At 36.8% G+C, this 26,247-nt stretch carries 24 protein-coding genes and 1 pseudogene; 4 read left to right on the forward strand and 21 right to left on the reverse strand.

The window, feature by feature from the left end; genetic code table 11:
- Position 1: 1 nt before the first annotated feature.
- The 3 genes from QH639_RS10210 to deoC all read right to left on the reverse strand — a co-directional run bounded on the left by QH639_RS10210 (position 2) and on the right by deoC (position 1,292).
- Positions 2–265, reverse strand: coding sequence for a spore coat protein CotJB (locus tag QH639_RS10210; protein ID WP_016994107.1), 264 nt, complete (start codon positions 263–265; stop codon positions 2–4).
- Positions 258–485, reverse strand: coding sequence for a spore coat associated protein CotJA (locus QH639_RS10215; RefSeq protein ID WP_004227061.1), 228 nt, complete (start codon positions 483–485; stop codon positions 258–260). Before QH639_RS10215 ends, QH639_RS10210 begins: the two co-directional genes overlap by 8 nt.
- A 135-nt stretch (positions 486–620) precedes the next feature.
- Complete coding sequence (gene deoC, locus QH639_RS10220) at positions 621–1,292, reverse strand: deoxyribose-phosphate aldolase (RefSeq protein WP_237898270.1); 672 nt, start codon at positions 1,290–1,292, stop codon at positions 621–623.
- Between the two features lie 313 nt (positions 1,293–1,605).
- Between deoC and mtaB the strand changes: the two genes are divergently transcribed.
- The gene (gene mtaB, locus QH639_RS10225; RefSeq protein ID WP_048392185.1) at positions 1,606–2,955 is read left to right on the forward strand and encodes a tRNA (N(6)-L-threonylcarbamoyladenosine(37)-C(2))-methylthiotransferase MtaB; all 1,350 of its coding nucleotides are present in this window, start codon (positions 1,606–1,608) and stop codon (positions 2,953–2,955) included.
- Between the two features lie 216 nt (positions 2,956–3,171).
- Here the strand turns inward: mtaB and QH639_RS10230 are convergent, their stop codons facing one another.
- From QH639_RS10230 to QH639_RS10300, 15 genes are all read right to left on the reverse strand, one after another.
- Entirely contained in the window at positions 3,172–3,939 is a 768-nt protein-coding gene (locus tag QH639_RS10230) for a CsxC family protein (RefSeq protein WP_131520549.1), read from the reverse strand.
- Positions 3,940–4,063: 124 nt separating this feature from the next.
- The gene (locus QH639_RS10235) at positions 4,064–5,545 is read right to left on the reverse strand and encodes a BC_2427 family protein (protein WP_227744901.1); all 1,482 of its coding nucleotides are present in this window, start codon (positions 5,543–5,545) and stop codon (positions 4,064–4,066) included.
- Between the two features lie 320 nt (positions 5,546–5,865).
- Positions 5,866–6,666, reverse strand: coding sequence for a CsxC family protein (locus QH639_RS10240; protein ID WP_131520548.1), 801 nt, complete (start codon positions 6,664–6,666; stop codon positions 5,866–5,868).
- 278 nt (positions 6,667–6,944) lie between these two features.
- Positions 6,945–7,682, reverse strand: a complete 738-nt coding sequence (locus QH639_RS10245) for a 16S rRNA (uracil(1498)-N(3))-methyltransferase (protein WP_009373826.1) — start codon at positions 7,680–7,682, stop codon at positions 6,945–6,947.
- An 81-nt stretch (positions 7,683–7,763) separates the two neighbouring features.
- Positions 7,764–8,705 carry a 50S ribosomal protein L11 methyltransferase gene (prmA, locus tag QH639_RS10250; protein WP_004227050.1) on the reverse strand — a complete coding sequence of 314 codons (942 nt, stop codon included), beginning with the start codon at positions 8,703–8,705 and terminating at the stop codon, positions 7,764–7,766.
- A gap of 21 nt (positions 8,706–8,726) precedes the next feature.
- Entirely contained in the window at positions 8,727–9,845 is a 1,119-nt protein-coding gene (gene dnaJ / locus QH639_RS10255; protein ID WP_016995416.1) for a molecular chaperone DnaJ, read from the reverse strand.
- A 233-nt stretch (positions 9,846–10,078) separates the two neighbouring features.
- On the reverse strand, positions 10,079–11,920 hold the full coding sequence (gene dnaK, locus QH639_RS10260) for a molecular chaperone DnaK (RefSeq protein ID WP_131520547.1): 1,842 nt from the start codon (positions 11,918–11,920) through the stop codon (positions 10,079–10,081).
- A gap of 74 nt (positions 11,921–11,994) precedes the next feature.
- Positions 11,995–12,567, reverse strand: a complete 573-nt coding sequence (gene grpE, locus QH639_RS10265) for a nucleotide exchange factor GrpE (protein ID WP_281116023.1) — start codon at positions 12,565–12,567, stop codon at positions 11,995–11,997.
- A 17-nt stretch (positions 12,568–12,584) separates the two neighbouring features.
- Positions 12,585–13,613: a heat-inducible transcriptional repressor HrcA gene (gene hrcA, locus QH639_RS10270; protein ID WP_131520545.1), complete on the reverse strand. Its 1,029-nt coding sequence runs from the start codon at positions 13,611–13,613 to the stop codon at positions 12,585–12,587.
- An 89-nt stretch (positions 13,614–13,702) separates the two neighbouring features.
- The gene (hemW, locus tag QH639_RS10275) at positions 13,703–14,848 is read right to left on the reverse strand and encodes a radical SAM family heme chaperone HemW (RefSeq protein WP_237898273.1); all 1,146 of its coding nucleotides are present in this window, start codon (positions 14,846–14,848) and stop codon (positions 13,703–13,705) included.
- Between the two features lie 173 nt (positions 14,849–15,021).
- Positions 15,022–16,206, reverse strand: a complete 1,185-nt coding sequence (gene chrA, locus QH639_RS10280) for a chromate efflux transporter (RefSeq protein WP_237900991.1) — start codon at positions 16,204–16,206, stop codon at positions 15,022–15,024.
- Between the two features lie 64 nt (positions 16,207–16,270).
- Entirely contained in the window at positions 16,271–17,119 is an 849-nt protein-coding gene (locus QH639_RS10285) for a DUF4179 domain-containing protein (RefSeq protein WP_131520542.1), read from the reverse strand.
- 101 nt (positions 17,120–17,220) lie between these two features.
- Positions 17,221–18,420 carry a DHH family phosphoesterase gene (locus tag QH639_RS10290; protein ID WP_131520541.1) on the reverse strand — a complete coding sequence of 400 codons (1,200 nt, stop codon included), beginning with the start codon at positions 18,418–18,420 and terminating at the stop codon, positions 17,221–17,223.
- A 220-nt stretch (positions 18,421–18,640) separates the two neighbouring features.
- Positions 18,641–18,772 carry a hypothetical protein gene (locus QH639_RS10295; RefSeq protein WP_255501587.1) on the reverse strand — a complete coding sequence of 44 codons (132 nt, stop codon included), beginning with the start codon at positions 18,770–18,772 and terminating at the stop codon, positions 18,641–18,643.
- 43 nt (positions 18,773–18,815) lie between these two features.
- Positions 18,816–19,022: a helix-turn-helix transcriptional regulator gene (locus QH639_RS10300; protein WP_054550090.1), complete on the reverse strand. Its 207-nt coding sequence runs from the start codon at positions 19,020–19,022 to the stop codon at positions 18,816–18,818.
- Positions 19,023–19,446: 424 nt separating this feature from the next.
- On the opposite strand from QH639_RS10300, the gene QH639_RS10305 reads away from it, so the two are divergent.
- Positions 19,447–20,199, forward strand: a complete 753-nt coding sequence (locus tag QH639_RS10305; RefSeq protein ID WP_227744900.1) for a hypothetical protein — start codon at positions 19,447–19,449, stop codon at positions 20,197–20,199.
- Positions 20,200–20,412: 213 nt separating this feature from the next.
- Here the strand turns inward: QH639_RS10305 and QH639_RS10310 are convergent.
- Positions 20,413–20,748 (reverse strand): annotated as a pseudogene (locus QH639_RS10310) (hypothetical protein); the annotation flags it as partial.
- Between the two features lie 552 nt (positions 20,749–21,300).
- Between QH639_RS10310 and QH639_RS10315 the strand changes: the two are divergent.
- Positions 21,301–22,944 carry a pyridoxal phosphate-dependent decarboxylase family protein gene (locus QH639_RS10315; RefSeq protein WP_281116025.1) on the forward strand — a complete coding sequence of 548 codons (1,644 nt, stop codon included), beginning with the start codon at positions 21,301–21,303 and terminating at the stop codon, positions 22,942–22,944.
- Positions 22,928–24,625, forward strand: coding sequence for a methyl-accepting chemotaxis protein (locus tag QH639_RS10320; RefSeq protein WP_131520539.1), 1,698 nt, complete (start codon positions 22,928–22,930; stop codon positions 24,623–24,625). Before QH639_RS10315 ends, QH639_RS10320 begins: the two co-directional genes overlap by 17 nt.
- 81 nt (positions 24,626–24,706) lie before the next feature.
- Here QH639_RS10320 and QH639_RS10325 read toward each other — a convergent pair whose 3' ends face one another.
- Both QH639_RS10325 and QH639_RS10330 read right to left on the reverse strand, forming a co-directional pair.
- A complete protein-coding gene (locus QH639_RS10325; RefSeq protein WP_131520538.1) occupies positions 24,707–25,135 on the reverse strand; it encodes a GatB/YqeY domain-containing protein in 429 nt (142 codons plus the stop codon).
- 50 nt (positions 25,136–25,185) lie between these two features.
- Positions 25,186–26,211, reverse strand: coding sequence for a DUF1835 domain-containing protein (locus QH639_RS10330; protein ID WP_281116027.1), 1,026 nt, complete (start codon positions 26,209–26,211; stop codon positions 25,186–25,188).
- Between the last annotated feature and the right edge of the window lie 36 nt (positions 26,212–26,247).

Consider the following 26,247-nt stretch of genomic DNA (forward strand, 5'->3'; position numbering starts at 1 on the left):
TTTAGACTTGCCATGGCCATGGTGTATCAATCCAGTTAAAAGGATAATTCGAATAGCTTCTCCCAAAATTCATGAGTGGTCCATACTTTTGCTCAAAATCAATTTTAAGTTTCATACTTTTCTCTGTATTTTCATTAAATTGCTGAATAGCGTCATAATCGTGCGGATGAGTGTCTAAATAGAGGTTTAATTCAACAATGACGAAATCAATTGCTTGTATTTCTTCTAATTGCTTATAAAATTCGGGCGGCATCTTTTTAGTCATGCTTCCTCCCTCCTTTTAGGGGAAATGGATATGGGCTAAACAACTGTGGCCATAGTGTACCCGCCATTAGCGCTTCTCTTGCGGTTGGAAATTGTGGAAGTCCAGGTGGTTGAAAACCCATATATAATTGTGGGGGTGTTGCATAATATTTAACTTCTATAGGCTTACAAGGATCAAAGGGGCTAATATAGGGCCTCCAAGACTTATACTGTGTAAACATGACATCCTCCTTTCTGTATTTACATTCATCAGTGGAGTATATGTGCATAGAAAATTATTATGCTGATTAAACACAAAGAAGCCATAAGCTCATGTCAATGTACACATGAGCTTATGGCGCTATAAAAAGATAATATTAATAGTTGGAGTCGGCAATTAAACCATTCATAATAGCTACACCAGAGCTAGCCCCAATACGAGTCGCACCTGCTTCTACCATTTTTTTCATGTCCTCTAAGCTACGAACACCACCTGATGCTTTTACACCAAGTTCTGGACCTACAGTTTTACGCATCAGCGCGATATCCTCTGCTGTTGCTCCACCAGTAGAAAAACCTGTAGATGTTTTCACATAGTCAGCACCCGCTGCTACAGCTAACTCACATGCTTTCACTTTTTCTTCGTCTGTTAGTAAGCATGATTCAATAATGACTTTTACAAGTGCGCTATCTTTAGCTGCTTCTACCACAGCTGCGATATCTGCCTGTACAAGCTCATAGTTTTTATCTTTCAACGCACCGATATTAATAACCATATCTACTTCTTTTGCACCGTTAGCAATGGCGTCTTTTGCTTCAAATGCTTTGACTGCTGGCGTATTGGCACCAAGTGGGAAGCCGATAACCGTACAAACTAACACGTCTGTACCCTGTAATAATTCACTACTACGTTTTACCCAAGTTGGATTTACACAAACAGAAGCAAAGTTAAATTGTTTAGCTTCTGCACATAATTTTTCAATTTGTTCTTTTGTTGCCTCAGCCTTTAATAATGTATGATCAATCATACGTGCAAAATTTTTTTCCATTGTTGAACGCTCCTTCATTAAACAAGATGTACGTACCTCTTCGAATCATATCATTTTTTCGCGATGGCGTCTAATTTCTTTCTATATAATGAACACCCAAATATAAACATTACAGAACGAGTCATGTTTATCTGAAGTCCTCAAAAGATTGTATAGAAAGTGATAACTTAATTATTTCACAAAAAAATCTTATATGTACTGATTTTATAAGGATTATGTTATCATAAATCACGTATCTAAAATATGTACAACGAAAAACTTATTAAATGTTTGGAAACACAAGGTAATGTGAATTGAAAGGATGATATATATCATGAGTAACGAGCGATCAAAAATCGTGAGTTTTCATACTCTAGGTTGTAAAGTAAATCATTACGAAACAGAAGCAATTTGGCAGCTGTTTAAAGAAGAAGGCTATGATCGAACAGAATTTGATCAACAAGCAGACGTTTACGTCATTAATACATGCACAGTTACGAATACTGGAGATAAAAAATCACGTCAGGTTATTCGTCGAGCAATTCGCCAAAATCCGGATGCAGTTATTTGTGTAACAGGATGCTATGCACAAACATCCCCTGCAGAAATTATGGCAATCCCTGGTGTTGATATTGTTGTTGGAACACAAGATCGTACGAAATTACTTGGTTATATTGAACAATATCGTGCGGAACGACAACCGATTAATGCTGTACGTAACATTATGAAAAACCGAGTATACGAAGAATTAGATGTACCAGCATTTACAGACCGTACACGTGCTTCGTTAAAAATCCAAGAAGGCTGTAACAATTTCTGTACATTTTGTATTATTCCATGGGCACGTGGTTTAATGCGTTCTCGTGACCCACAAGAAGTATTACATCAAGCACAGCAATTAGTAGATGCTGGTTATCTTGAAATTGTCTTAACTGGTATTCATACAGGTGGCTATGGTCAGGATTTAAAAGATTATAATCTTGCTCAATTACTACGTGATTTAGAGGCCAATGTAACAGGCTTAAAGCGTCTTCGTATTTCATCCATTGAGGCTAGTCAATTAACAGATGAAGTAATTGAAGTACTACGTGAATCAAAGATTGTCGTGAATCATTTACACATCCCTATTCAATCTGGTTCTGATACGGTATTAAAACGTATGCGTCGTAAATATACAATGGAGTTCTTCGGTGAACGTTTAACAAAATTACATGAGGCTTTACCTGATTTAGCTGTTACTTCTGATGTAATCGTTGGTTTTCCAGGTGAGACAGAGGAAGAGTTTATGGACACATATAACTTTATTCGCGATCATAAATTTTCTGAGCTACACGTTTTCCCATTCTCTCCTCGTACAGGAACCCCTGCTGCACGTATGGAAGATCAAATTGATGAAGACATTAAAAATGAGCGTGTGCATCGACTCATCTCTTTAAACGATCAGCTAGCAAAAGAGTATGCTTCTCGTTTTGAAGATCAAGTGCTAGAAGTTATCCCTGAAGAATTTGTGCATGATGACAGTGAAGAAGAAGGCCTTCTAACAGGCTATACAGACAATTACTTAAAAGTAGTTTTTGAGGGTCCAGAAAGTCTAATCGGACAACTTGTAAAAGTAAAAATTACACAAGCAGGCTACCCTCACTCAAAAGGACAATTTGTACGCGTTTTAGAAACAGTGAAATAAATAGTGAAAAAAGGGTTGCCCATTATATATGGCAACCCTTTTTCCTTTTAATGAAGCTAATCATTCACTTGTATTTGATTTTTCATAATATTGATAAATGCTTTTAAAGATTGACAGCTCCTATAAGAAAATTAGTAGTACAAACAAAATATCCATCTGTACTACCAGCTTTGTTAATATATTATAATCTTCTACTGTCCTCTAAACTAGCATTTATCAAGGACTAGGAGGAGGTGTAAGTCCTAAAAGAACAGGCGTTATTACGCTACTGCCAGCACCAAGGCGGATTTGTTGAATTTGCAATACTTTTACAGTAAGTTCTAAGACAATTTTTTCACGTAATGTGCTGAATGTCCCTTCAGGAGCCGCCATAATCGGTGAAAAATCAAGTTCAAAGAAGTTGGCTGCTACTAATTCACCAAATGGTTGTTCATTGTATTTAACAAGATTTTGGAAGAAAGCCTTATCTAATCGAGCATCCATTTGTGTTCTTTCGTTAAGGAAGTTCGCTTCAGCAAACTCGGAAATGCCTAAGATTGGTGTTGCGCCTCCAGGTGTTTGTGGGAAAATAAGATCTGTAAAACCAGAAAACGGAACGTCAGCAATTCTATCTCGAAGTGCCCCATTACATGCTGATGAAGCATATTCAATATTTTTCCGAATATGTCCTGCTACAAATAATTTAGCTCTTGTTACTCTAAAGAAATCAGTACCACCAATACGTGCAAAGCTAACTGGTACCAGTTTCACTTGATTTAGGAAGACATTCTTTTTCACTCGTTTGATTTCTGTAGCAGCAGGGCTAAGTGTAATATCCGACTCAACAACGATTTGCAGTGTTGGTTCTGCCAATACAACTGGAACTTTGATAGTTGGCGTTGTAACTGGTGTAGTGACTACTGGTGTAATCTCATTCGTTAATGGAATTTGTTCAGTTGATGTTACAGGACAAGGTTGAAATTGGCTTTCTAATTGATCGCTCAAAAAATTCCCTCATTTCATTTTTTAGTATTAGAGAGCTCTCCTATCGCTAGAATATGTAGCATTTAAATCTATACATGGACGTATATATTAGTTTTATTTTTTATTTGAATTAAGGGATAAATTTCTATAACCCTCCATTACCTTGCCAGTCAAACAGTACTTTAATTTTTTGTACTTGTAACATTTGGATAATTAATTCTAATACTATATTTTGACACAATCGATTGGGATGAATGGCTGACTTATTTTGCGTATTAGATACCCTATATTCAATATTATGCTGTATGTAGCCTTCTATAAATAAATTCCCCTTTAATACAGTTCTTGTTCCATTTCCCAATGACTGGGATCTATGAATAGGTACAAATCTACAATCGGATAGTACTACCTCATTTGTGATCTCTTTAACCTCTTCAATTCCTTTATCAAAAGCAATTTTTTCCTCCATACATATTTCTATTTTGTATTCCCCTAGCACAACAGGAACTCGTATATGTATAAAAGGCTCAGAGGAGTTAATCTCTCCTTTTTTAATTGCTTGTGAGTTATGTAAGGGAACTACTACTGATTTAAACGGATGCTGCTCACTACCATTTTTTTTATTAGTATCCGTTCTCATTAAAGAAATCATTTGATTAATGTTGGAGCTAACCAAACGACAATATGGTTGTTCAGGGTAAATCGAAATCGTTTGGAGTAGCTTCGTCTGAAGTTGGGGAGATAGGTTATCATTTAAATCAAGAAAATCAAATATTGTATTTTGAACATTATCACCATAAATAGGAGCATGAAGAAAATCGTTAATTTCTACATAAGTAGAAAAGGGACTTTTTTGGATAATGGTGCATACTTCTCCTTGTAAAGACTTTGCAATCTCTTTATTACGATTTGGAGGATTGTTTTTCTCCTTTTCTGCTATATCATCCAAATGCATATTATTTTCAGCCTCTGACAGAGCTCTATTGAAAGATTTTGGATTATTGTCTGATTGGGCTGTTGAATTTTGTTCTTCAAGGGAGTTCTCATCACTATCTAGTAGATGGTCAATTTCTACCTTTGTTGGACTGGGTACGATTTGATTGCATGCTATCTGGTCTAAAGTGAATTCCTCTACATGGTTCTCATCCATATGTCGGAAATTTTCTTCGTTCTCCTTAACATTCGCTTCTATAGGTATGGGTATGGACGCTAATTGCTCTATTAAGGTCACTTTTGTGTGACTCTCATCGATATCTATGTGATGTTCGTTTTCTTGCTCAACATTTGTTTCTTTAGATATAGGTAGATCTTCATTAGATGGTAATAGCTCTGCTAGGCTAGCATCCTCCCTGAAGTTCTCAAAATTTGGGTGATGTTCGTTTTCTTCCTCAATAGTCGGCTCCATAGGTTCGGAGAGCTCTTCATTAGAGATTATATGGTCTGTTAAAGTTGATTCCTCTGTAATTGGTTTATATTCTTTTTCATCAAGCAGATTATTATTTCCATTAAAAGTCTGTTCTAATGGAGATTCGTCATCTATTTTAGTTTGATACCTCCACTCAGTGTATTTATTTTGTTTAGAGGATATTTTTTTCATCTCTCTAAAATTAATCCATGGAGTTGCCATTCATTCACTCCCAAATAATGATTTGACAAAAAAAGCATAACCATCAATTTTTAATTAAGTTTTAATCCATTAGCTAATTCTTCTGATACGATTATGTTAGGACAATTGAAAATCTACAATACTAATTACAATCCATATTATGCAATATTTTTACTTTTGTCACAGTCCCACCATGAGATACAATTGGAAGACGCATGTCCTTATCTTGCCAAAAAAAGCAGTTAAAAGTTCGAGTAAAAGTGAACTTTCAACTGCCCAACAACATATTTGATTTTATATCAGTATTATTGTTACCATTTTTGCTCCACTACATAAAAAAATTAACAAGGCTCAGTAGGCGGAATCATATCAGGAACAATTGGTGTTGCTGGTGGAGTAAGCCCTGGTAGAACAGGTGTTACTACACTACTTCCAGCGCCCAAACGGATTTGTTGAACTTGCAATACTTTTACAGTAAGTTCTAATACAATTTTTTCACGTAATGTGCTGAATGCTTCTTCAGGAGCTGCCATAATCGGTGAAAAATCAAGTTCAAAGAAATTGGCTGCTACTAATTCACCAAATGGTTGTTCATTGTATTTAACGAGATTTTGGAAAAAAGCCTTATCTAATCGAGCATCCATTTGTGTTCTTTCGTTAAGGAAGTTCGCTTCAGCAAACTCGGAAATGCCTAAGATTGGTGTTGCGCCTCCAGGTGTTTGTGGGAAAATAAGATCTGTAAAACCAGAAAACGGAACATCAGCAATTCTATCCTGAAGTGCCCCATTACATGATGATGAAGCATATTCGATATTTTTCCGAATATGTCCTGCTACAAATAATTTAGCTCGTGTTACTCTAAAGAAATCAGTGTTAGCAATACGCGCAAAGCTAACTGGTACCAATTTCACTTGATTTAGAAAGACATTCTTTTTCACTCGTTTAATCTCTGTCGCTGCAGGACTAAGTGTAATATCCGACTCGACAACGATTTGCAGTGTTGGTTCTGCCAGTACAACTGGAATTTTAATAGTTGGCGTCGTAAGTGGTGTAGTAACTAGTGGTGTAATCTCATTCGTTAAGGGTATTTGTTCAGTTGATGTTACTGGACAAGGTTGAATTTGATTAAATTGTTCACTCAAAAAATTCCCTCATTTCAATATAGTATTAGTGAGCTCTCCTATCGCTAGAGTATGTCGCAATTAAATCTATGTATGGACATTGAACTTGTTCTTTTACATATTTTATTTGGAATGTTTGAGGTTGTGATTTTCCCGGTTGATCTTACACAATGGGCTAAAACTCCATTTAAGCAGGAATTTAACGCAGACCCCTTCAAATATGATTTACGTAAAAAAACCACTTAATAATATTAAGTGGCTTTCTCTAAGTTATGTTGATAATAAATTATACATAGCTGTTATTCAAATTCATAGGATATGGCAGACAGTGCGTATAATGGCGCTGTTTCTGCTCGTAAAATTCTCGGTCCTAATGACATCGTTTGAGCGCCTGCTTGTAATAGCGCTTCCGACTCTTGACGAGAAATGCCTCCCTCAGGACCAAAGATAATAAGCATTGATTTCGATTTCTTATCATACACGTTTTTTAGCTTCTCCGCAAACCTTGTGCGCTTTTCAGCCTTTGCATCCTCTTCATCAGCAATAAAAACGGCATCGAATTGATCTATTTGTTGTACTAGCTGTTTAAATGATATGGGTTCAAAAACTGTTGGAATATGCGTACGGTGAGCTTGTTCCGCAGCTTCCTTAGCAATTTTCTGTAATCTTTCTTGCTTTTTTGCTCCTTTTTTCTTGTCCCATTTCACAATGGAGCGCTCAGCTTCAAAGGGTAATAAAGCAAACATTCCTAGCTCTGTGGCTTTTTGGGTAATAAGCTCCAGCTTATCACCCTTCGGTAAACCACATGCTACTGTTACTTGAATGGGTAACTCTGGGGAAGGGATTGTTTGTCCAGTCGCTTCAATGACAACCTCATCCCCTTCAAATCCTTCAATTGTGCATATATACGCAGTGTTTTGTGCAACAACTACAATGTTGTCGCCTTGCTTCATACGCATCACTCGTTCAATATGCCGTGCATCTTCTCCACTAATACGTGCATTTTCGATAGCTGTCTCAATAAAATAACGTTGCATGCCACACAGTCCTTTCTAGCAAGAAAGGAAAACGCCAAATCACAAGCACACGGCTCACGATTTGGCGCTTCCTCAGTCATGTTATAGTGGACGACGGGCAATAATGGCTACCCAATCTTCCATTAATAATACTTCTTCAATCACAAAGCCTGAAGCTTCTAGTGCTACTTTCACATCATCTCGTTTTGCACCGATGATGCCCGAAGTGACATATAATCCACCTGGTTTTACAATTGTATACGCGTCATCTGTGAAGGACATGATGATTTCAGCCAAAATATTAGCGACTACTACATCTGCTGGTTCTTTTACAGTATCCAATAAGTTACCATGGAACACTGCCACCTTATCTTCCACTTTATTTAATGCTACATTTTCTCGCGCTGAACGTACAGCAACCTCATCTAAATCAAGCGCATGCACACTTTTGGCACCAAGTAATGCTGCACCAATAGACAATACACCCGATCCTGTACCGATATCAACAACTGTATCCCCTTCTTTAATGACCTTTTCAAGTCCTTGTAAACACATTACCGTTGTTGGGTGGGTACCTGTACCAAATGCCATACCAGGGTCTAATTCAATAATTAGTTCATCTGTTGAAACAGGTGTGTATTCCTCCCATGTCGGTACGATAGTAAAGCGTTCAGAAATCTTAACAGGATGGTAGTATTGCTTCCAGGCAGTTGCCCAATCTTCTTCATTGACTTCCACAATGGATACCACATTTTCACCGATATCAATGTTAAAGTTCGTTAAATTTGTGATAGCTGCTTTTATTTCTTCGACTGTTTCATTTAAAAAACTAGACTCTGATAAATAAGCTTTAACAATCACGCCATCTTTCGGAAAATCATCTTCATTTAGCGCATAAATTTCACCATATTGATCTTCACGTGGCTTCGCAAACTCTGCAGAATCTTCGATGACAACACCACTTGCACCTGCTTCATGCAAAATATTCGAAATTGCTTCTACCGCATCATTTTTTGTATGAATGGATAATTCTGACCACTTCACGTAGCTCTTCAGCTCCTCTAATTATTCACCTTGGAATTTTTTCTTAATTTTATCGAATAGTGAACTACCTTGTTCTTCAGGGATATCGCCACTAATTTCTGCAAATTCTCGTAGTAATTGTTTTTGTCTTTCCGTTAATTTTTCTGGTGTCATCACTTTTACTGTCACATATTGATTACCCATACCATAACCATGAACATTTTTAACACCTTTATCTTTTAGACGGAATTGAGCACCTGACTGTGTTCCAGCTGGAATACGTAATTTTACTTTCCCATGGACTGTTGGTACTTCAATTTCATCCCCAAGTGCTGCTTGAGGGAATGTTAATTTCAACTCGAAGTAAATATCGTCTCCATCTCGTTCAAAATCCTTGTGTCCTTGAACGCGGAACATAATATATAAATCCCCTGCAGGTCCACCGTTTATACCTGGTTCACCTTGACCAGATACACGAATTTGTTGTCCATCATCCACACCTGCTGGAATCGTCACTTTAATTTTCTTACGTTTTTGGACTTTTCCTTCTCCACGACAAGTCGTACATTTTTCTTTAATAATTTTACCTGTTCCATGACATGTTGAGCATGTACGACGATTCATCATACGACCAAATGGTGTATCCACTGCTTGATTGATTTGTCCTGCACCTTTACATGTCGAACATGTTTCTGGTTGCGTGCCTGGTTTTGCTCCTGAACCGTGACATGTTTCACACGTTTCATCTTTTGGGATTTCTATTTCTGTTTCTTTTCCAAAAATAGCTTCCTCAAATTGGATGTTCATACGATATTGCAGATCATCCCCTTTACGTGGCGCATTTGGATCCTGACGGCGACCACCTCCGCCAAAGAATGAACTGAAAATATCCTCGAAGCCGCCAAAGCCGCCCCCTCCAAAGCCACCACCAAAACCAGCATTCGGATCCTCATGACCAAATTGGTCGTAGCGTGCTTTTTTCTGGTCGTCACTTAATACTTCATATGCTTCAGCGATTTCTTTGAATTTTTCATCTGCACCTGGCTCTTTATTAAGGTCAGGGTGATATTGTTTTGATAATTTACGGTATGCTTTTTTAATCTCATCTTTTGTAGCCGATTTTGTTAAACCAAGCACCTCGTAATAATCGCGTTTCTCCATGATTCACACTCCGCTCTGTTTGCATAAAATCTATTGTAACATGCAGTTGAAAAAACTGCCTCATTTTTTCGATTAAAGGTTCTATAAATTCCAATAATGAAGATATTCACTTCCTAGCAGCTAACGTATGCAACTATCCCATAAATGGTGCATTTACGTGAAGTGACCTCACATCATGACAAAAGCCAAAGCCGCAAGCGGTCTTTGGCTTTTTCACTTTACTGTGTTACTTCTTATTTATCATCTTTTACTTCTTCGAATTCAGCGTCTACAACACCGTCATCTTTTTTACCAGCATCAGTGTCTGCACCTGCATCGCCACCTTGAGCTGCTTGAGCAGCTGCTGCCGCTTGTTCGTAAACTTTCATCACTAGTGGCTGTAATACGCCTTCTAGTTTTTCTTTAGCTGCTTTAATACCTTCTAATTCACCAGCTTCAAGCGCTTTTTTCAATTCATCACGAGCATCTTCCACAGATTTTTTCTCGTCTTCTGTAATTTGCTCACCAAGGTCAGCAATTGTTTTATCCACTTGGAATACTAATTGGTCTGCTTCGTTACGAAGATCTGCTTCTTCTTTACGTTTAGCATCTGCTTCAGCATTAGCTTCAGCATCTTTTACCATGCGTTCAATTTCTTCCTCTGATAAACCAGAATCAGATTGAATCACAATTGTTTGCTCTTTGTTCGTACCAAGATCTTTTGCTTTTACAGATACGATACCGTTTTTATCAATATCGAATGTTACTTCGATTTGAGGTACACCACGAGGTGCTGGTGGAATATCTGCTAATTGGAAGCGACCTAATGTTTTATTGTCAGCTGCCATTGAACGCTCACCTTGTAAAACATGAATATCTACAGCTGGTTGGTTATCAGCTGCTGTAGAGAAAACTTGAGATTTTGAAGTAGGGATAGTTGTGTTACGGTCGATTAATTTTGTGAACACGCCACCCATTGTTTCAATACCAAGTGAAAGAGGTGTTACGTCAAGTAATACAACGTCTTTCACATCACCTGTTAATACGCCACCTTGTACTGCAGCACCCATTGCAACAACTTCGTCAGGGTTAACACCACGGTGAGGCTCTTTTCCTGTTTCTTTACGTACTGCTTCTTGTACTGCTGGAATACGTGTAGAACCACCAACTAAAATAACTTGGTCAATTTCAGAAGTTGACAGACCTGCATCAGATAATGCTTGACGTACTGGTCCTACTGTACGATTTACTAATGGTAAAGTAATTTCGTCAAATTTCGCACGCGTTAAAGAAATTTCTAAGTGTAATGGACCTGCTTCTCCAGCTGTAATGAATGGTAGAGAGATTTGAGTTGATGTTACACCAGATAAATCTTTTTTCGCTTTTTCAGCTGCATCTTTTAATCGTTGCATCGCCATTTTATCTTTTGATAAGTCAATGCCATTTTCTTTTTTGAATTCAGCTACTAGATATTCGATAATTGCGTCATCGAAATCATCTCCACCTAGTTTGTTATCACCAGCTGTAGCTAGTACTTCAAAGACACCGTCACCTAACTCAAGGATAGATACGTCAAACGTACCGCCTCCAAGGTCAAATACTAATACTTTTTGATCTTGATCTTGTTTATCTAATCCATAAGCAAGAGCTGCAGCAGTTGGTTCGTTGATGATACGCTCTACTTCTAGACCTGCGATTTTACCAGCATCTTTAGTAGCTTGACGCTGTGCATCATTAAAGTAAGCAGGAACTGTAATAACTGCTTTTGTCACTTTTTCCCCTAAGTAGTCTTCAGCATAGCCTTTTAAGTATTGAAGAATCATTGCAGATACTTCTTGTGGCGTGTAGTCTTTATCTTCTACTGTTACTTTTTCAGCTGTACCCATTTTTGATTTAATAGAAATGATTGTGTTAGGATTTGTTACTGATTGACGTTTCGCCACTTCACCAACTTGACGTTCACCATTTTTAAAGGCAACAACAGATGGCGTTGTACGGTTTCCTTCTGGGTTTGGAATTACTTTTGGTTCTCCACCTTCAAGTACAGAAACGCAAGAGTTTGTTGTTCCTAAGTCAATACCAATAATTTTGCTCATTAAAATTTCCTCCTATTATGTCAACGCAAGGGATGCGTTTTCTAACTAATTTTAATTGATTAAATAGTGCAAGACTATTCGTTCACAGATACCATTGTTGGGCGTAATACACGATCCTTTAAGATATACCCTTTTTGTAGTTCGCGTAAGACGATACCCGTTTCTTTTTCACTATCTTGTTCTTGCATAACAGCTTGGTGAACCGTTGGATCAAATTGCTCACCTTCAGCTTTAATGACTTGTAGACCTTCTTTTTCTGTTGCTTCAATTAAAGAGCGATACACCATTTCAATTCCTTTAATGATCGATGCAGTCTCTTCAGAAGTTGTCTCAACTTGTAAAGCACGTTCAAAATTATCAAGGACTGGTAATAGATCAGATAGTAAGCTTTGGGCGCGATACTTTTCAGCTGCCTCACGGTCTAACTGATTACGACGGCGCATATTATCGAAGTCAGCACGTAAACGTAGGTGACGATTTTCCTCATCAGCCAGCTTTGCTTGTAGTTCAGCCAGCTTAGCCTCATACTGTTCTTCAATTGATAACTCTGCTTCTTCCTGAACTTCTGTTTGCTCTACTTCCTCAGTTGTCGTTTCAGCTTGTACATCTTCTTGTACTAAATCTTTGTTTTCAGTTGTTTCCGTCACTTGAATCCTCCTCATTATCATTCACTACGATTCTTCATAAAGGCTTGTGTTAAATCCAAGCGCATTACGTCTAATAAAGCCACAACACGCTTATAATCCATACGTGTAGGGCCAATAATAGCAATGGCTCCCTGTTGATCATCACCAATAGAATAGGTAGTGGTAATGACACTGCAATTTTCCATTTCTAGTTGTTTATTTTCTGAGCCTATCCGAATATGAATACCTGATTCATTCGGATGGAAAAGTGACTGCACTTGGCTAGTCGTCTCCATTAAGTCCAAAATCATCCGGACTTTATTTAAGTCATGGAATTCTGGCTGGTTGAACATATTCGTTTTCCCACCATAGAAAATTTTACTTTCTGAATTATGCATTGTTGCTGTGATAAGTGCGCGAATAAAATCATCCGCTGATCGAACATGTTGCTGTAACACGGCTAGCACTTCAGCTTCAAGGCTTTTATGGAGATCTTCTAATGAAACTCCAATAAGGCGATCATTTAAGATATTCACCATTTTCTCTAAATCAGAAGCGGTAAAGTCAGGTGGTAGAGTGAACATGCGGTTTTCTACATGCCCATTATTCGTCACGATAATCGCTACTGCTGTGTCGCTAGAAAGGGGGACAATTGAAAACCGTTTAACACGATGCCTCTGGACATCAGGTCCTAAAAGTATGGAAGTATAAGATGTCAGCTCTGATAAAATGTTGGCTGACTTTCGGATAATATGCTCTACTTCTACTAGTCGATCATTAAAAATTGATTGAATTTGTTGAATGTCCTTGGAATTAATACCTTGAGGACTCAACAAATGATCTACATAAAATCTGTAACCCTTTTCCGAAGGCACTCGACCAGAGGAGGTATGCGTTTTTTCTAAAAAGCCTAATTCCTCTAAATCCGCCATTTCGTTTCGAATAGTGGCTGGACTAAATGTAATCCCTTGTTTTTTGGAGATTTGGCGAGAACCTACCGGCTGCGCAGACACAATAAAGTCGTCTACAATGACTTGCAATATCTGTAACTGCCGATTTGTTAGCATGATTATCACCTCTGTTAGCACTCAACTAAGAGGAGTGCTAATACTATTATTAAGTTATCAAATCCCACATTTTATGTCAACGATATCGCTCAATCTTCTAGCAAAAATTGTTGAAATACTTCATTGCCCACAAAACGTCCTTTTCTTGTCAGGCGTACACCAAGTTCATCCTGTTCTAAAAGCCCCTTTGACACTAGATCTTTTATTACCACATCATAATGGGCAGACATCGGTGTTTTAAATTTCTCTTCATATAAAGTGTGCATAACACCCTCTGTTTTTCTTAGCCCTAAAAACATTTGTTCTTCTCTTTTTTCCACTTGTGATACTTCATGTGCGTGGACAATTGGTAGCTCATTTGCCTCAACAGCTTCCATATACTTTTTTAATGGACCGTGATTGGAATAGCGTATACCTGCTAAATACCCATGTGCCCCTGCACCAAACCCCGCATATTCATCATTATCCCAATAAATCTTGTTATGCTCTGAATGATACCCAGGCTTTGCAAAATTACTAATTTCGTATTGTTGAAGCCCATGTAAGGCCATTTGTTGCATCAGCACATCATACATATCCGCTTCTAAATCTTCTGTCGGTAAATACAGTTTCCCTTTAGCGTACTGATTATAAAAAATCGTTTTGGGTTCCACAATAAGAGAATAGGCGGAGAAATGTGGCAAATCAAGAGTAAAAGCTTTGGCTAAGGAGTCCTTCCATTGAGCCATTGTTTGTCCAGGTAAACCATACATTAAATCAATGCTAATATTACGGAAGCCAATTTTTCTTGCCAAGGCGATCGTTTCATAGACATGATCATTACTATGAGTGCGTCCAATCTTCTGTAGTAATCCTTGGTCAAAAGATTGTACACCCATGCTTAATCGATTAACACCACCGTCAAACAACACCTGCAATTTGGCTGCAGACAATTCATCCGGATTTGCCTCTGATGTAAATTCTGTCACACTATTCATTGGAATATACGTATGAATAGACGTTAGTAGTTTGTCCAATTGCTCAGGAGATAAAGCTGTCGGTGTTCCACCACCCAGAAAAATCGTCTCGATGTTATGGAATTTTTCAGGATGTTTTTCTGTTGTCAAGGCCATTTCTTTTCCAAGCGCTTCTATATATTCATCCACTGGTTGATTTTTAAAATAAAATTTATTGAAATCACAATAATTGCAGATTTGATGACAGAAAGGAATATGAATGTAAACACCTCGTGCCATAGCAATCCCTTCTTTCCCGTTAAGTCTTTTCCATTTCTACATTATAACGAATCGATAGAAGGAACGCTATGAAACCCCATAGGTTCTTTTAATGAATATTGCTTCTGTAATGACAAAACAAACTGCACCTCCGATTATTAGTTAGAATCTAACAATCGAAAGTGCAGAATTTTTCATGTATAAAAAATGATGCCCACAGCCATTCCTAACAGCACCAATAAATAAGGCTGTATTTTCCACCGAATTAAACACCATAAAAAAATAGCCACTATGAAAATATCTAACATGCTAAGGATGGTTTGTGTCACAATAGGATCTACAAAAGCAGCGGCTAGAATGCCAACGACCGCCGCATTCGCGCCTGCCATCGCACCTCTAAGACGTGCAATTCGACTTAGGCTAATCCAAAATGGTAGCGCCCCAACCACTAGCAAAAACGCTGGTAAAAATATTGCAAGAGTAGCAATAATTGCTCCTGGAACGCCTGCAATAACCATACCGATATATGCAGCAAATGTAAATAAAGGTCCTGGAACTGCTTGTGTCATACCGTAGCCAGCTAAAAAATCTGAAGTACTTATTTGACCACTTTGAACAAATTGTGTTTCCAGTAAAGGTAAAACTACGTGACCGCCACCGAATACTAAGGCACCTGCAAGATAAAACTTCTCTATCATGGAAATCCACTCATGATGCCATAAGGCACTTAATATAGGTAAACCTAGGAGTAGCATGAAAAAAAGTACTACTAAAACCGTGCCAGTTGTTTTAGAAATAGGTATAAGAACTAATTTTGAGGTATTACCCTCGTCACTTTTTTTTAGAAGTTGAAAGCCTAAACAAGCAGCAATCAATATTGCTGCGATTTGAGCAAATGGATTTAGCCATGTCAATACTGTTATCATTGTCAATAAAGCAATCAACCAATGCCATTTTGTCGAGAGTAGCTTTTTGCTCATATCAAAAATAGCATGGGCGACAATCGCCACTGCTACTAACTTCAAACCATGAATCCAATCCATCTTTAACTCTGTATACTTGGAGAAATAGGCAAAAAGTATAAGTATCAGAACGGATGGTAAGGTAAAACCAAGAAATGATAGAAAGCTTCCTAACACTCCTCCTCTAAGTAAACCAATTCCCATCCCCACCTGACTAGATGCAGGACCGGGCAAAAATTGACTTAACATAACAAGTTGACCATAATCATGTGCAGAAAGCCATTTACGTTTCTGTACATATTCCTGTTGAAAATAACCTAGATGAGCTGTTGGGCCTCCAAACGAGGTACAGCCCAATTTTAAAGCAACAAAAAAAATCTCCCAAAGCCTTCGCAAACTCTCAACTACTTTCCATATCTTTTATTTCATCTTACACGGAAGGCTATGTTTTTTAGGTTAAGAGTTTGTAAAATTTACTTCATTATTCATCTCTCTTTATTTTAATTGCAGAACCTACTTTACTACCCTCTTTATTGATTGGAATTAAAGTGTATTTTTTTTCTGTTAGATAGAGTGCATCTACACGACTTCCCCACCTAGTACCCTCTTTATTTAATGGATAGGGTGTTGCAAAAGTCCATGATTGTCCAGATTTTGATTGGATTTTAAAGTGTAGCGCATCATTGACAACACTTTCCTCAGTATGAAAATAAATCGTTGTAGAAATAGGTGTGGAGACAACTTTATCAATAGTTATTTCCTGCCGATCAACATGTTTCACTTTTTTATCAATAGAAAAGATTTCACGATCTTGTTGTAATTGCTCTTGTGAAGCATCTACCTGAAATTCCCATGGCTTCTCAATTGGTGTTTCAACATTCCAATCTTTATAACGAATAACTAATTCTAATTGTTCATCAGTCGGAAAATCATCCATTTTAATACTATTGTATATCGTATAGACGTTGGCAGACTTTGCTATGGACTGTCCTCCATTACGAACCATATAATCTTGACCATTGACGAGAATTTGCGGAAAGAAAAACACTTGATGGTCTGGCTTAAACTCTTTTCCAGGTTCGAAAGTTGCATTCAGTAAAATTTGATTGTCATCTATAATCACTTCATTTAATGTTAACCGTCCTAAGCTATTGCTAGCTGTTTTCCCCACATCCGTTTTATAGGCTTCAAAATTCACATCCTGATCCCACCACAAATACAGCGTCGATCCACTAGCAATCATTAATAAAAGGATCACAATAATAAGCCATTTCTTACTTCTCCGATTTTCCTTATCCAAATCCACAACTCGAATCATATCATTGGACAACCGTACACCTCATTTTTATAAAAATCGTTATGATTCATTGTAGTGCTCAATCATGCATTATATAACCTTCTATGTTGAAGATTCATTATGTATAAAAGGATTTACATCCCTTTATGTAGATGACGAACTTTATTGACTTCACGCATTAAATAGTCCACAAAGAGATCATCTCTTACTAGCCATGCTTGTTTATTTCGCTTTAAAAACCACTCTGCTTCATTAAAGCTCGCAAAGGATTGTGTCAGTGGCATGTTATTTTTTTCAATTATCCAATCAACCTCATCGTTTGAAGAAAGCACGAACATTTCATCTTGCTGATTTTTATAGAAACTCCCAAACGTAGACCCTTTTACATTATAGCGATTTCTTTTAGCATCCTCTGGAATAGGCTCTATATGGAATGTTGCCACTACATACTGGTTGTAAGCTTCCACCGTTAATGAGCAGCCAGCAGCCTTTTGATGCCCACCTCCACCATATTTGGCAGCAATTGCTGACACATCAATATGATCATGGATTGTTCGAAAGGATATCTTTTTACTGCCCATATTAATCATCGCAATATAATCAAGATGCGGATTTTCCTTTCCCAATTCATTGCCAAGTTCAGAAAGATAGGATTCTGCATAGACAACCCCAGCATAGTATTCACCCAAAGTGGTTTGAATAAGTTCCCGTTTCTTACGCCGAATGTAACGTTCTGTTTTTTCTTCTTCCATGCTTAAAATTTTCTTTTCAAAATCATCGAAGTCAAAGTGATCACTTGTTTTTAAACGCTCAAGCATCTTCTCTTCAAACTCTTCAATAGACACTAGAAAAAAGAGTGCATTTAATCTTTGCGCTTGTAAATTGCCGTTCTTTTCCCATTCCCATGTATCGTATTGTCTTACTAACTCTACAAATTCAGAAACGGCTTCTGTTTTTTCTAATAGTCCATGGATAACCAGGTATTGATAATATAAAGATGTAGCTGACGTTAAAAAGCCTTGCTCGTCCTCAATTAATACTTTTCCCCATTCATATTGATTGAAATGGAGTGCTGTCTTATGATGATCCAGCAATTGCACATTACCAGTCGCCTGATAATAATCATGAATCCTTTTTTCATTCTCTTCATTTGGAGAAAGATCTGTAATAAACAAAAATGTTTTCTGTTGCTCATTCTCCAAAAAGAATTCGATTTCGCGATCAAGTGCAGTAATGGAATTGTAGCGTATCTTCACCTCATCGTTAAAAGCAAGCTTGGCTAAAATCCCACACCCTACTCCGTCTAAATCGTTATGTGATAATAATTTATACATGCTCTCACCTCGATTGTAGTATGAGTATTTTTTCGGTATTCAAACAGCTAATGACGTTCAATACGTAACAACATTGATATTGTTTTTCAGATAACATACATTAAAACCATATATCTTTAGGATGAAAGGGGACACAGTGAATGAAAAGGAAACTAGCTTATAGTGGAATCGGATTTATTTTGTCTTTGTTTTAAACCTTTGTAATTGTAATTAAATTCTTTTATTCTTGCGAAATTTTCTCCAATTGGGCGATCACTTTATCGTATGTTGCCAATTTAATTTGTTCTAGCACTTTAATCTGAGCCTGTTGTCTTTCAGCTTCCATCATTATCAAAGTTGTTTCTACATTCATTTCCCTCTGCTCCTTCTACATTAAAATAGGTTATTTAGAATCTCTATTCAAAATCTCCTTGATTAACCCAAAATATTTCATCCAATGTCGCATTCACTGTATAGCAAATCAGTAAACAAAGCTTCAAGGATGGATTAAAACTCCCCTTCTCTATCCGTAGTACAGTCTGTCTTGATATTCCTACTGCATCGGCTAATTGTTGTTGTGTCAAATCTGCTTTGACACGTGCAATTTTTACATGATTTTTCATATATTAACCTCCATATATATGGAGTAAAATATAGTTTACTTTATGTAAATTATATATCACATATATTTTAAAAATAATATCTAATGTTACACCTATTTAGTAGAACAGAATATACTTCGTAGTATAAAAGAAAATAAAATAATTGGTATATTTATGGTAATTAAATATTTTTTATGTTAGAATTTTCCATGAATGGTTTTTGTATATCAACCGTTCCCGAAATATCAGAAAAGAATGGGGGTCTTAAATGAAAAAATCAGTCCTACTTAGAGTATTGGCATTTATAGCCGTATTGCTTATCCTTTTTTCAGATGGGATACAAACCTATGATTTTCTTATCCTATTGTTTGCTGTTTTCTTTATAGGTACCCCGTGGTACAAATTTTTCAAAAAAAAGTAAATTTAAATTTAGGAGGAATAGTAAATGAAGAAAAAATTGATCTTTTTTGTAATGGTTATGTTTTTAGCATTTCAACCCCTATCTGTAAATTTAGGTGCTTTAGCTAAAGAAAAAAATGAAACTACTGACACTACTGATTGTAATAGTTGCTCACAACAAGCACCTTTGCAAATTGAAAAGAATGGTTTCCTTAATGACTCAGTAGTTGTAAATGAAGTGAAACAGGATTTAGATATTGCAGAGAATTTCACACATAGTGAATACAGTAGAGAAGACTTTGATTGGCAAAATACTGAGTATATGGATTACGGTAAGAATAAAGATGGTTTGATGATTCCTTATAAAAAGAACAATGAAAGTTTTGATATTCGATTATTGACTACTTATGATAAAACCACTGGTGAAGTTGGCGAATTTATCATTATGAAATCAACTTTAGATATAGAGAATAATGAAATCAATGTTACTTATGCAACATTAAACAATGAAGACATGCTTGGTATGACTCTTGAAGTAGGTACAAATAAAGTAATTGATAAACAAGTTTATTTCGATGAAAATTCAGAAGTTTCCCTTTTATCAACTAATAGTGCTAAAGCAGGTTATTGGAGTGATTCATGGGAATGCTTAAAAAACTATTGGTATGATGCCCCTGAACTAACAAAACAAATTTGTAGTGCCGCATGTGCGTCAGTAATATTTGGTGGCAATGTTGTAGGTGCTGTTGCGTGTGCTAGTTGTTTAGGTTCTCATGTTATGGTATGTCTAATCCATTAATAGTTAATTAAAAATCCCCTTCTATGGACGTTTAAAAGGTAAACCGATAATAAAATTGTTTAATATTATTATAAAAATATAAGAGCCTTGCTACACTCTAGCGTGTAGTAAGGCTCTTTAAAGTTGTTTAATTCTTATTGAACTAAAGCACCCTGTTAGTTGAAGAACTAATTTTACGAAATAATTCCTTTATAATTGTTGTATAGTACTATATTATTCCGCATGTTCTTTCATTATTTTATCAAGTGCTTTAAGATAAACATCTTTATTTTCCTTACTTAACTCATAAAGTGCATTATCCCAATTTTCCCCATCTACACCCGATAAATGTGGAGTACTTTTTAGTACAGCTTCTTGCATATTCGGTTTATCCTCTTTACTAGCGTCTTTAATAAGCTTTGTTGCTTTTCTTGCATCTGTAACCCCTACTTGTATGTCTTTGCGAATGTCTTTGTATTTAACAGGAACATTTATATATTCCATATTGTCTAAAATCTTATCCATCTTGATTGCTGTTTTTAAAATATCTTTTTCTTTTTCTTTTTCTTTGTCTTCCATAGCTTTCATCGAGTTTACTATGAATATCTTAAAAATATCACTCAAGCATTTGCCAACTACTCTAAGCAATCATGGAATATTGGCAAAATGGCTCAGATGAATAATCGTTTTTTAATTAGCCTGAGAAATAAGTTATTAACATTAACACCTCAAGTAATGATTCAAAAACAAGCACAGCATGTCTATAATTTTGAAACCACAAAATAAACAAACTATAACGAAATTCTTAAAATCTGCACTTTCTTTGTGCAGATTTTTTCTTTTAACTAGGCAAATAGATAAAAAGTAATAGCTATTAAAGTTTTTCCTATAATAATATCATCATCCTTTTTCATTTTAAGATATTTCTTTAAAAATCAAGCTGCAGTAACATAGTTAGAATTTGTCAATAAAACTTAGATTTTTCAGAAATGTCTATAAATATTTTTTCAGTAAAATATAATCACCATCTCTGCTAAAATATGCTATTATACCTTTAGTATAATGTCCTATTTTTATGGAAGTAAAAATAGAGGAAATATGAACTATAAAAGGATGATGAATATGCAAAATATCCAACAATTATTCCAGAGCGAAGATGGAAATATCCAACAAAGAGAGAATTTTTTGTCCCTATTAGAGAAAATTGTTTCCTCATTAGATGAATTAAAGAACCCAAATAAGACAACTCTTGGTCCAATGAAAGAGCGATCTGCTAATTTTTATCAAGAGCTTATGCAAGAGCATCAAGTGCCAACAACTGGGATTGGACTAGATCAAGTTGTAAAAGAATTGACACATTTAATGCAAGGACACCCTTATCATACACGTAATTTTGTAACAAATGTTTTACCAATGGCAAGTATTCCTGGAGTGTTAGGACAGTTTACAAATGCGCTATTGAATGGCAATAATTTATGGGATGTTTATGGTCCTGCTGCAGCTGAGTGTGAGGTTAAAGTAGTCGCAATGATGTCTAAATTAGTAGGCTATGATTATACAAAAAGTTTTGGCTACACAACATGGGGTGGACAAGGTGCTGTTTTCAGTGGACTTCGTCTTGCCATTGCAAAACAATTCCCACAAGCAAAAGAAGATGGTGTTCCTACTAATTTATATTGCTTTGCTTCAGAGAATGCCCATTACAGTCTTTTAAAATCAGTAGAAGCAGTGGGTATCGGCAGTAAACATTTAGTGCGTGTAAAAGCGGGTAAAGATCATTCGATGGATGTGGAGGACTTACGAGTACGTATGACAGAAGTCATCGAAAATGGCGGTATTCCTGTCTATGTAGTAGCGACAACAGGTGCTACTGATCAATTTGGTATTGATGATGTCCAAGCCATCAAAGAAGTCACAACAACCCTTGAGAAGAAATACAACTTACAACCAGTACATATTCATGCTGATTCGGCTTTAGGTGGTTTTTATGCCTTCTTCAATGATTATGATTTTAATAAAAATCCACTCCAATTCGAGGCAGAGGTTTTACAAGGATTAGCACAAATCCATGAACGTATGCAACATCTAGCCATTGCAGATAGTCTTTGCTTTGACTTCCAAAAGCTTGGACAAACACCTTATTTAACTAGTCTATTCTTAATTAAGGAAGGTAAAAGTTTACAGCTACTAGATATTGAGGACTTTGATACGCCATATGTAGGCAATCGTGGCTATGGCTCTTATCATACTGGCTATACATTAGAATGCTCTCGTATGGGTAGCTCCATTGCAATTTTTGCTGCATTACAGGCATTCGGCAAAGAGGGCTATCAACAACTATTAGCTAATTATGTACGAGTGAATTTAGCGTTCCGTGCTCAATTAGCTGATAAAACACCAATGTTACAAGTGGTGAATGAAATGAATATCGGTCCTGTAACAGCTTTCCGTTTGTATCCAGATGGGCTGAATTGGCAAGCTGAACAAGCTGGTCATTATACACAAGATCAAATTGAACATATTAATGGCATCAACGCTTCATTCTTTGAAATTATTGGAGAAGGTCGAGACGAAGTATTCTTTGGTGACACAACACGAGTTTGCACCGTTCATACAAGTGATACAACACAACATGTTCCAGTTGCAGCGGCAAAATTCTTCTCAATTTCACCTTATACGGAGACAGCGCATATTCCTGATATGATTCAATTCTTACAGCAAAAGCTTAAAGTACTGGAGGCGTCTCACATTGCGTATCGTCACTAAATTTAAGAGCTCTTTACTCTATAAATATATAGCCAGTTTCACCATTCCAATAGCGATTATTTCCTTGCTCTTTAGTATTGTGTTATTTGCCGTTTCTTACCGCATTATTGACAACTTTGTTATTAAACAATTTGAATCTACTTTAGAGATTACATCGACAACGATTTTTGAAGATATTGAGAAAAATGATGTAAAGGCAGCGGATAATGGTAGCCCTGACAAATACAAAAAGCTTTTAGATCAATTGAATGCAACGGTTAAAAAATATGATGTTGAAAACGCCTATATCCTTTCTAAAGCAAATGGTAAGGAACATATCGTCGCTCTAAGTAATACCGACAATCATCAGCAAGATTATGTATTTAGTGAAGAAATGCATGAAGCCGTAGCTACTGGTAATACACAAACAAGTGATATTTATAAGGATGAGTATGGTATCCACAAATCCATCTTTATCCCATTTAAAGATACAGATATTATTTTCGGTTTAGATATGGATGCCTCCTTCATCGCTGAACTTCAAACGGAAACACTATGGATCTGTATTATTCTTACAGTTATATTTATTATTTTTGGCGTGATCGTTGCTTACTTTATTAGTGTAGGTATTACGAAGCCAATCAAAAAAATGACTCGCTATGTCAGTCAAGTTGCACAAGGTGATTTAGCCGTCGAACCTCTCCAAATAAAAGGGTCCAATGAAATTGCCCAGCTGTCTTCAGGGATAGAAAATATGACGGAAGATTTACGCTCGTTGATTCATCAAATCGCCCAAAATGCTGAACAAGTGGCCGCCATGTCGGAGGAATTAACAGCAAGCTCTGAACAGACAAGTGCATCCATTCAGCAAATAACCTCTTCTATGCAAGAGGTTGCAGCGGGTTCGGAAAAGCAGACCTCTTCGATTGAAGAAGTAGATAGTCATATTACAACCATCTCAAACAAAATGTCAGAGGTAGTGACAAGTGTAACCGATGTTACAGATAAGGCATTCCAAGCATCTGCTATATCAGAAAAAGGCAACACAACGATCCAAGATGCTACTGAAAAAATGGCTGTAACATCTCAGGCTATTCAAGAGTCAGCAGCTGTAGTAGAACGTTTAAGCACATACACAAATGAAATTGGGGATATTGTGACATTGATTACCCAGATTACGGATCAAACGAATTTACTTGCATTAAATGCTTCGATTGAGGCAGCGCGTGCAGGCGAACACGGTAAAGGCTTTGCAGTTGTAGCGGAAGAAGTCCGTAAATTAGCCGATCAATCATTGGAGGCAACTAACAGTATTCGAACACGCATTGAAACGATTAAAGAGGAATCTTCACAAGCCGTCAAATCAATGGCTATCAGTAGCAGTAATCTTGCCGAAAGCTCCACAACATTCAATGCATCCGGAGAGGCATTTGCTGAAATCTATGCCCAAGTCACTGCACTGACGAGAGAAATGGACCATGTCAATAACGTGATGTCCAATATCAATGAAGGTGTTAGTAGTATTGCTAGTTCTGTTGAACAAGTGGGGGTTGTAGCTGTACAAGCTTCAGGCAATATTCAAAACGTAGCAGCTGCCTCTGAGGAGCAATCCGCAAGTATTGAAGAAATAACCGCTTCTTCGAACAACTTAGCTGAAATGGCGCAACAGCTTCGCAATATTATTCAAAAATTCAAGTTATAAAATATAACTAATCCGCTATCCTAATTATGAGATAGCGGATTTTTCCATCCATAAAAAAACTTCTACCGTAGTGGTAGAAGTTTATGCAATAATACTCTTCACAACTTTTGAAATAACGGCACCTTCAGCCTGACCTGTCAGCAATGGTTTTGCAATTTTCATCGCTTCTCCCATGTTCATTCCTTTTCCAACACCAGCTGCCACTAATTTCTCTGCAATTTCTTCTTCTGATAATTGCTTTGGTAAAAATGATCTCAAAAGTGTCAATTTGGCTTCCTCTTTTTCAATCAGGTCTGCTCGCCCTGCCGTTTGTGCACCTTCTAAAGCTTGATTTGTTTGTTTGACCTCTCGATTAATAATAGCTATTTCTTCGTCAGCTGTTAAAGCCTCTCCCTTTTCTTTTTCAGCTAAGTCTAATGCTGACTTTAAAAGGGATAATACACCCTTCGCTAACGTATCTTTTTCTCTCATTGCCGTTTTTAATTGTTCAAATACTTCAGTTTTTAACAATGATCTCACTCCTTCTAACCGTCTATATCAAAAAAATTATATCATAAAAATCATGAAGGATTATAGTTCGTTGCATCTGCTAACTTTACTTTATAGTGTAATATTCCCTTTAACTCGCCTTGATAAGAAAAAATGCCTTGCTGAATTAATTGGCGTAGACGATAGTCAATCCATTCAACCTCTCTCAATTCCTCCATATGCCCCATTACCTCTCCAATTAACCTAGCTGCAACTTGATAATGAATTTCCTCTTGTTCTTCCTGTAAACGTTTCGCACAGGCAATGATCAAGTCATCTTCTCTATCTTCGTTGTTATTGCCCCAAAGTTCATGGTATTTCCAGGTATGTATGCAATCGTAATCATCCATTAACAGATTTAGCCCTTCTTTGCATAGGGAGTGCCTCAATGCCTCTTTTAATGGCCGTGATTGGAAATGCTCATAAAAATAACATAAATCCTCTGCTCTGACTTCACCAGTTGATCTTGGATAATGATCCTCTGCTAACTGTGGTAAAGTATACAACTCATGAAATAACTGAAAAGTATCTAATACATAGATATCATTTGTTTTCTGTTTGAGCATCGCCAAAACGAGTCGAAGTCCTATTTGCTCATGAGCATTTTGACAAGTCCAAACGATTATATCCTGATGAGGGGGAATATTTTTAATTTTATCTATTGCTTCCTTCATCTCCCGCTCACCTATCATCAATCCATCGTCTTCTATTAAATAGCGCTGTTCCAACCATTGAAAACGAGCTTCAATTCCGTCCCGTGTATGTACATCTTTCAAAGGACCAACAGAAAAATTACCTGGCACAACAATAATCTCCTCGGACTTAGCATAGTCAGGATTACGAAAGGCTGCTTTCAAGCTCCCCCCAGGTGAATGACCGAATACAATATGCACCGTTTGTACCTTTGAAGGATCCCGCTCCTCGGCTTGTTGTAATAAAAACTGTAACATGCTGTCTCTTGACTGTTCATTTATTAAAGTTAAAAGCAGCATCTTCTTTGCATCAGCTTCACTCAGTCGTTGTATTGACTTTTTTAGTTGATTGATCTTCTTCATCATCTATACTCCTTTATTTCAAAACACCTAGCCTAATCA

Source organism: Lysinibacillus sp. 1 U-2021 (assembly GCF_029916965.1).
In the GTDB taxonomy this organism is placed as follows: Bacteria; Bacillota; Bacilli; order Bacillales_A; family Planococcaceae; genus Lysinibacillus; species Lysinibacillus capsici.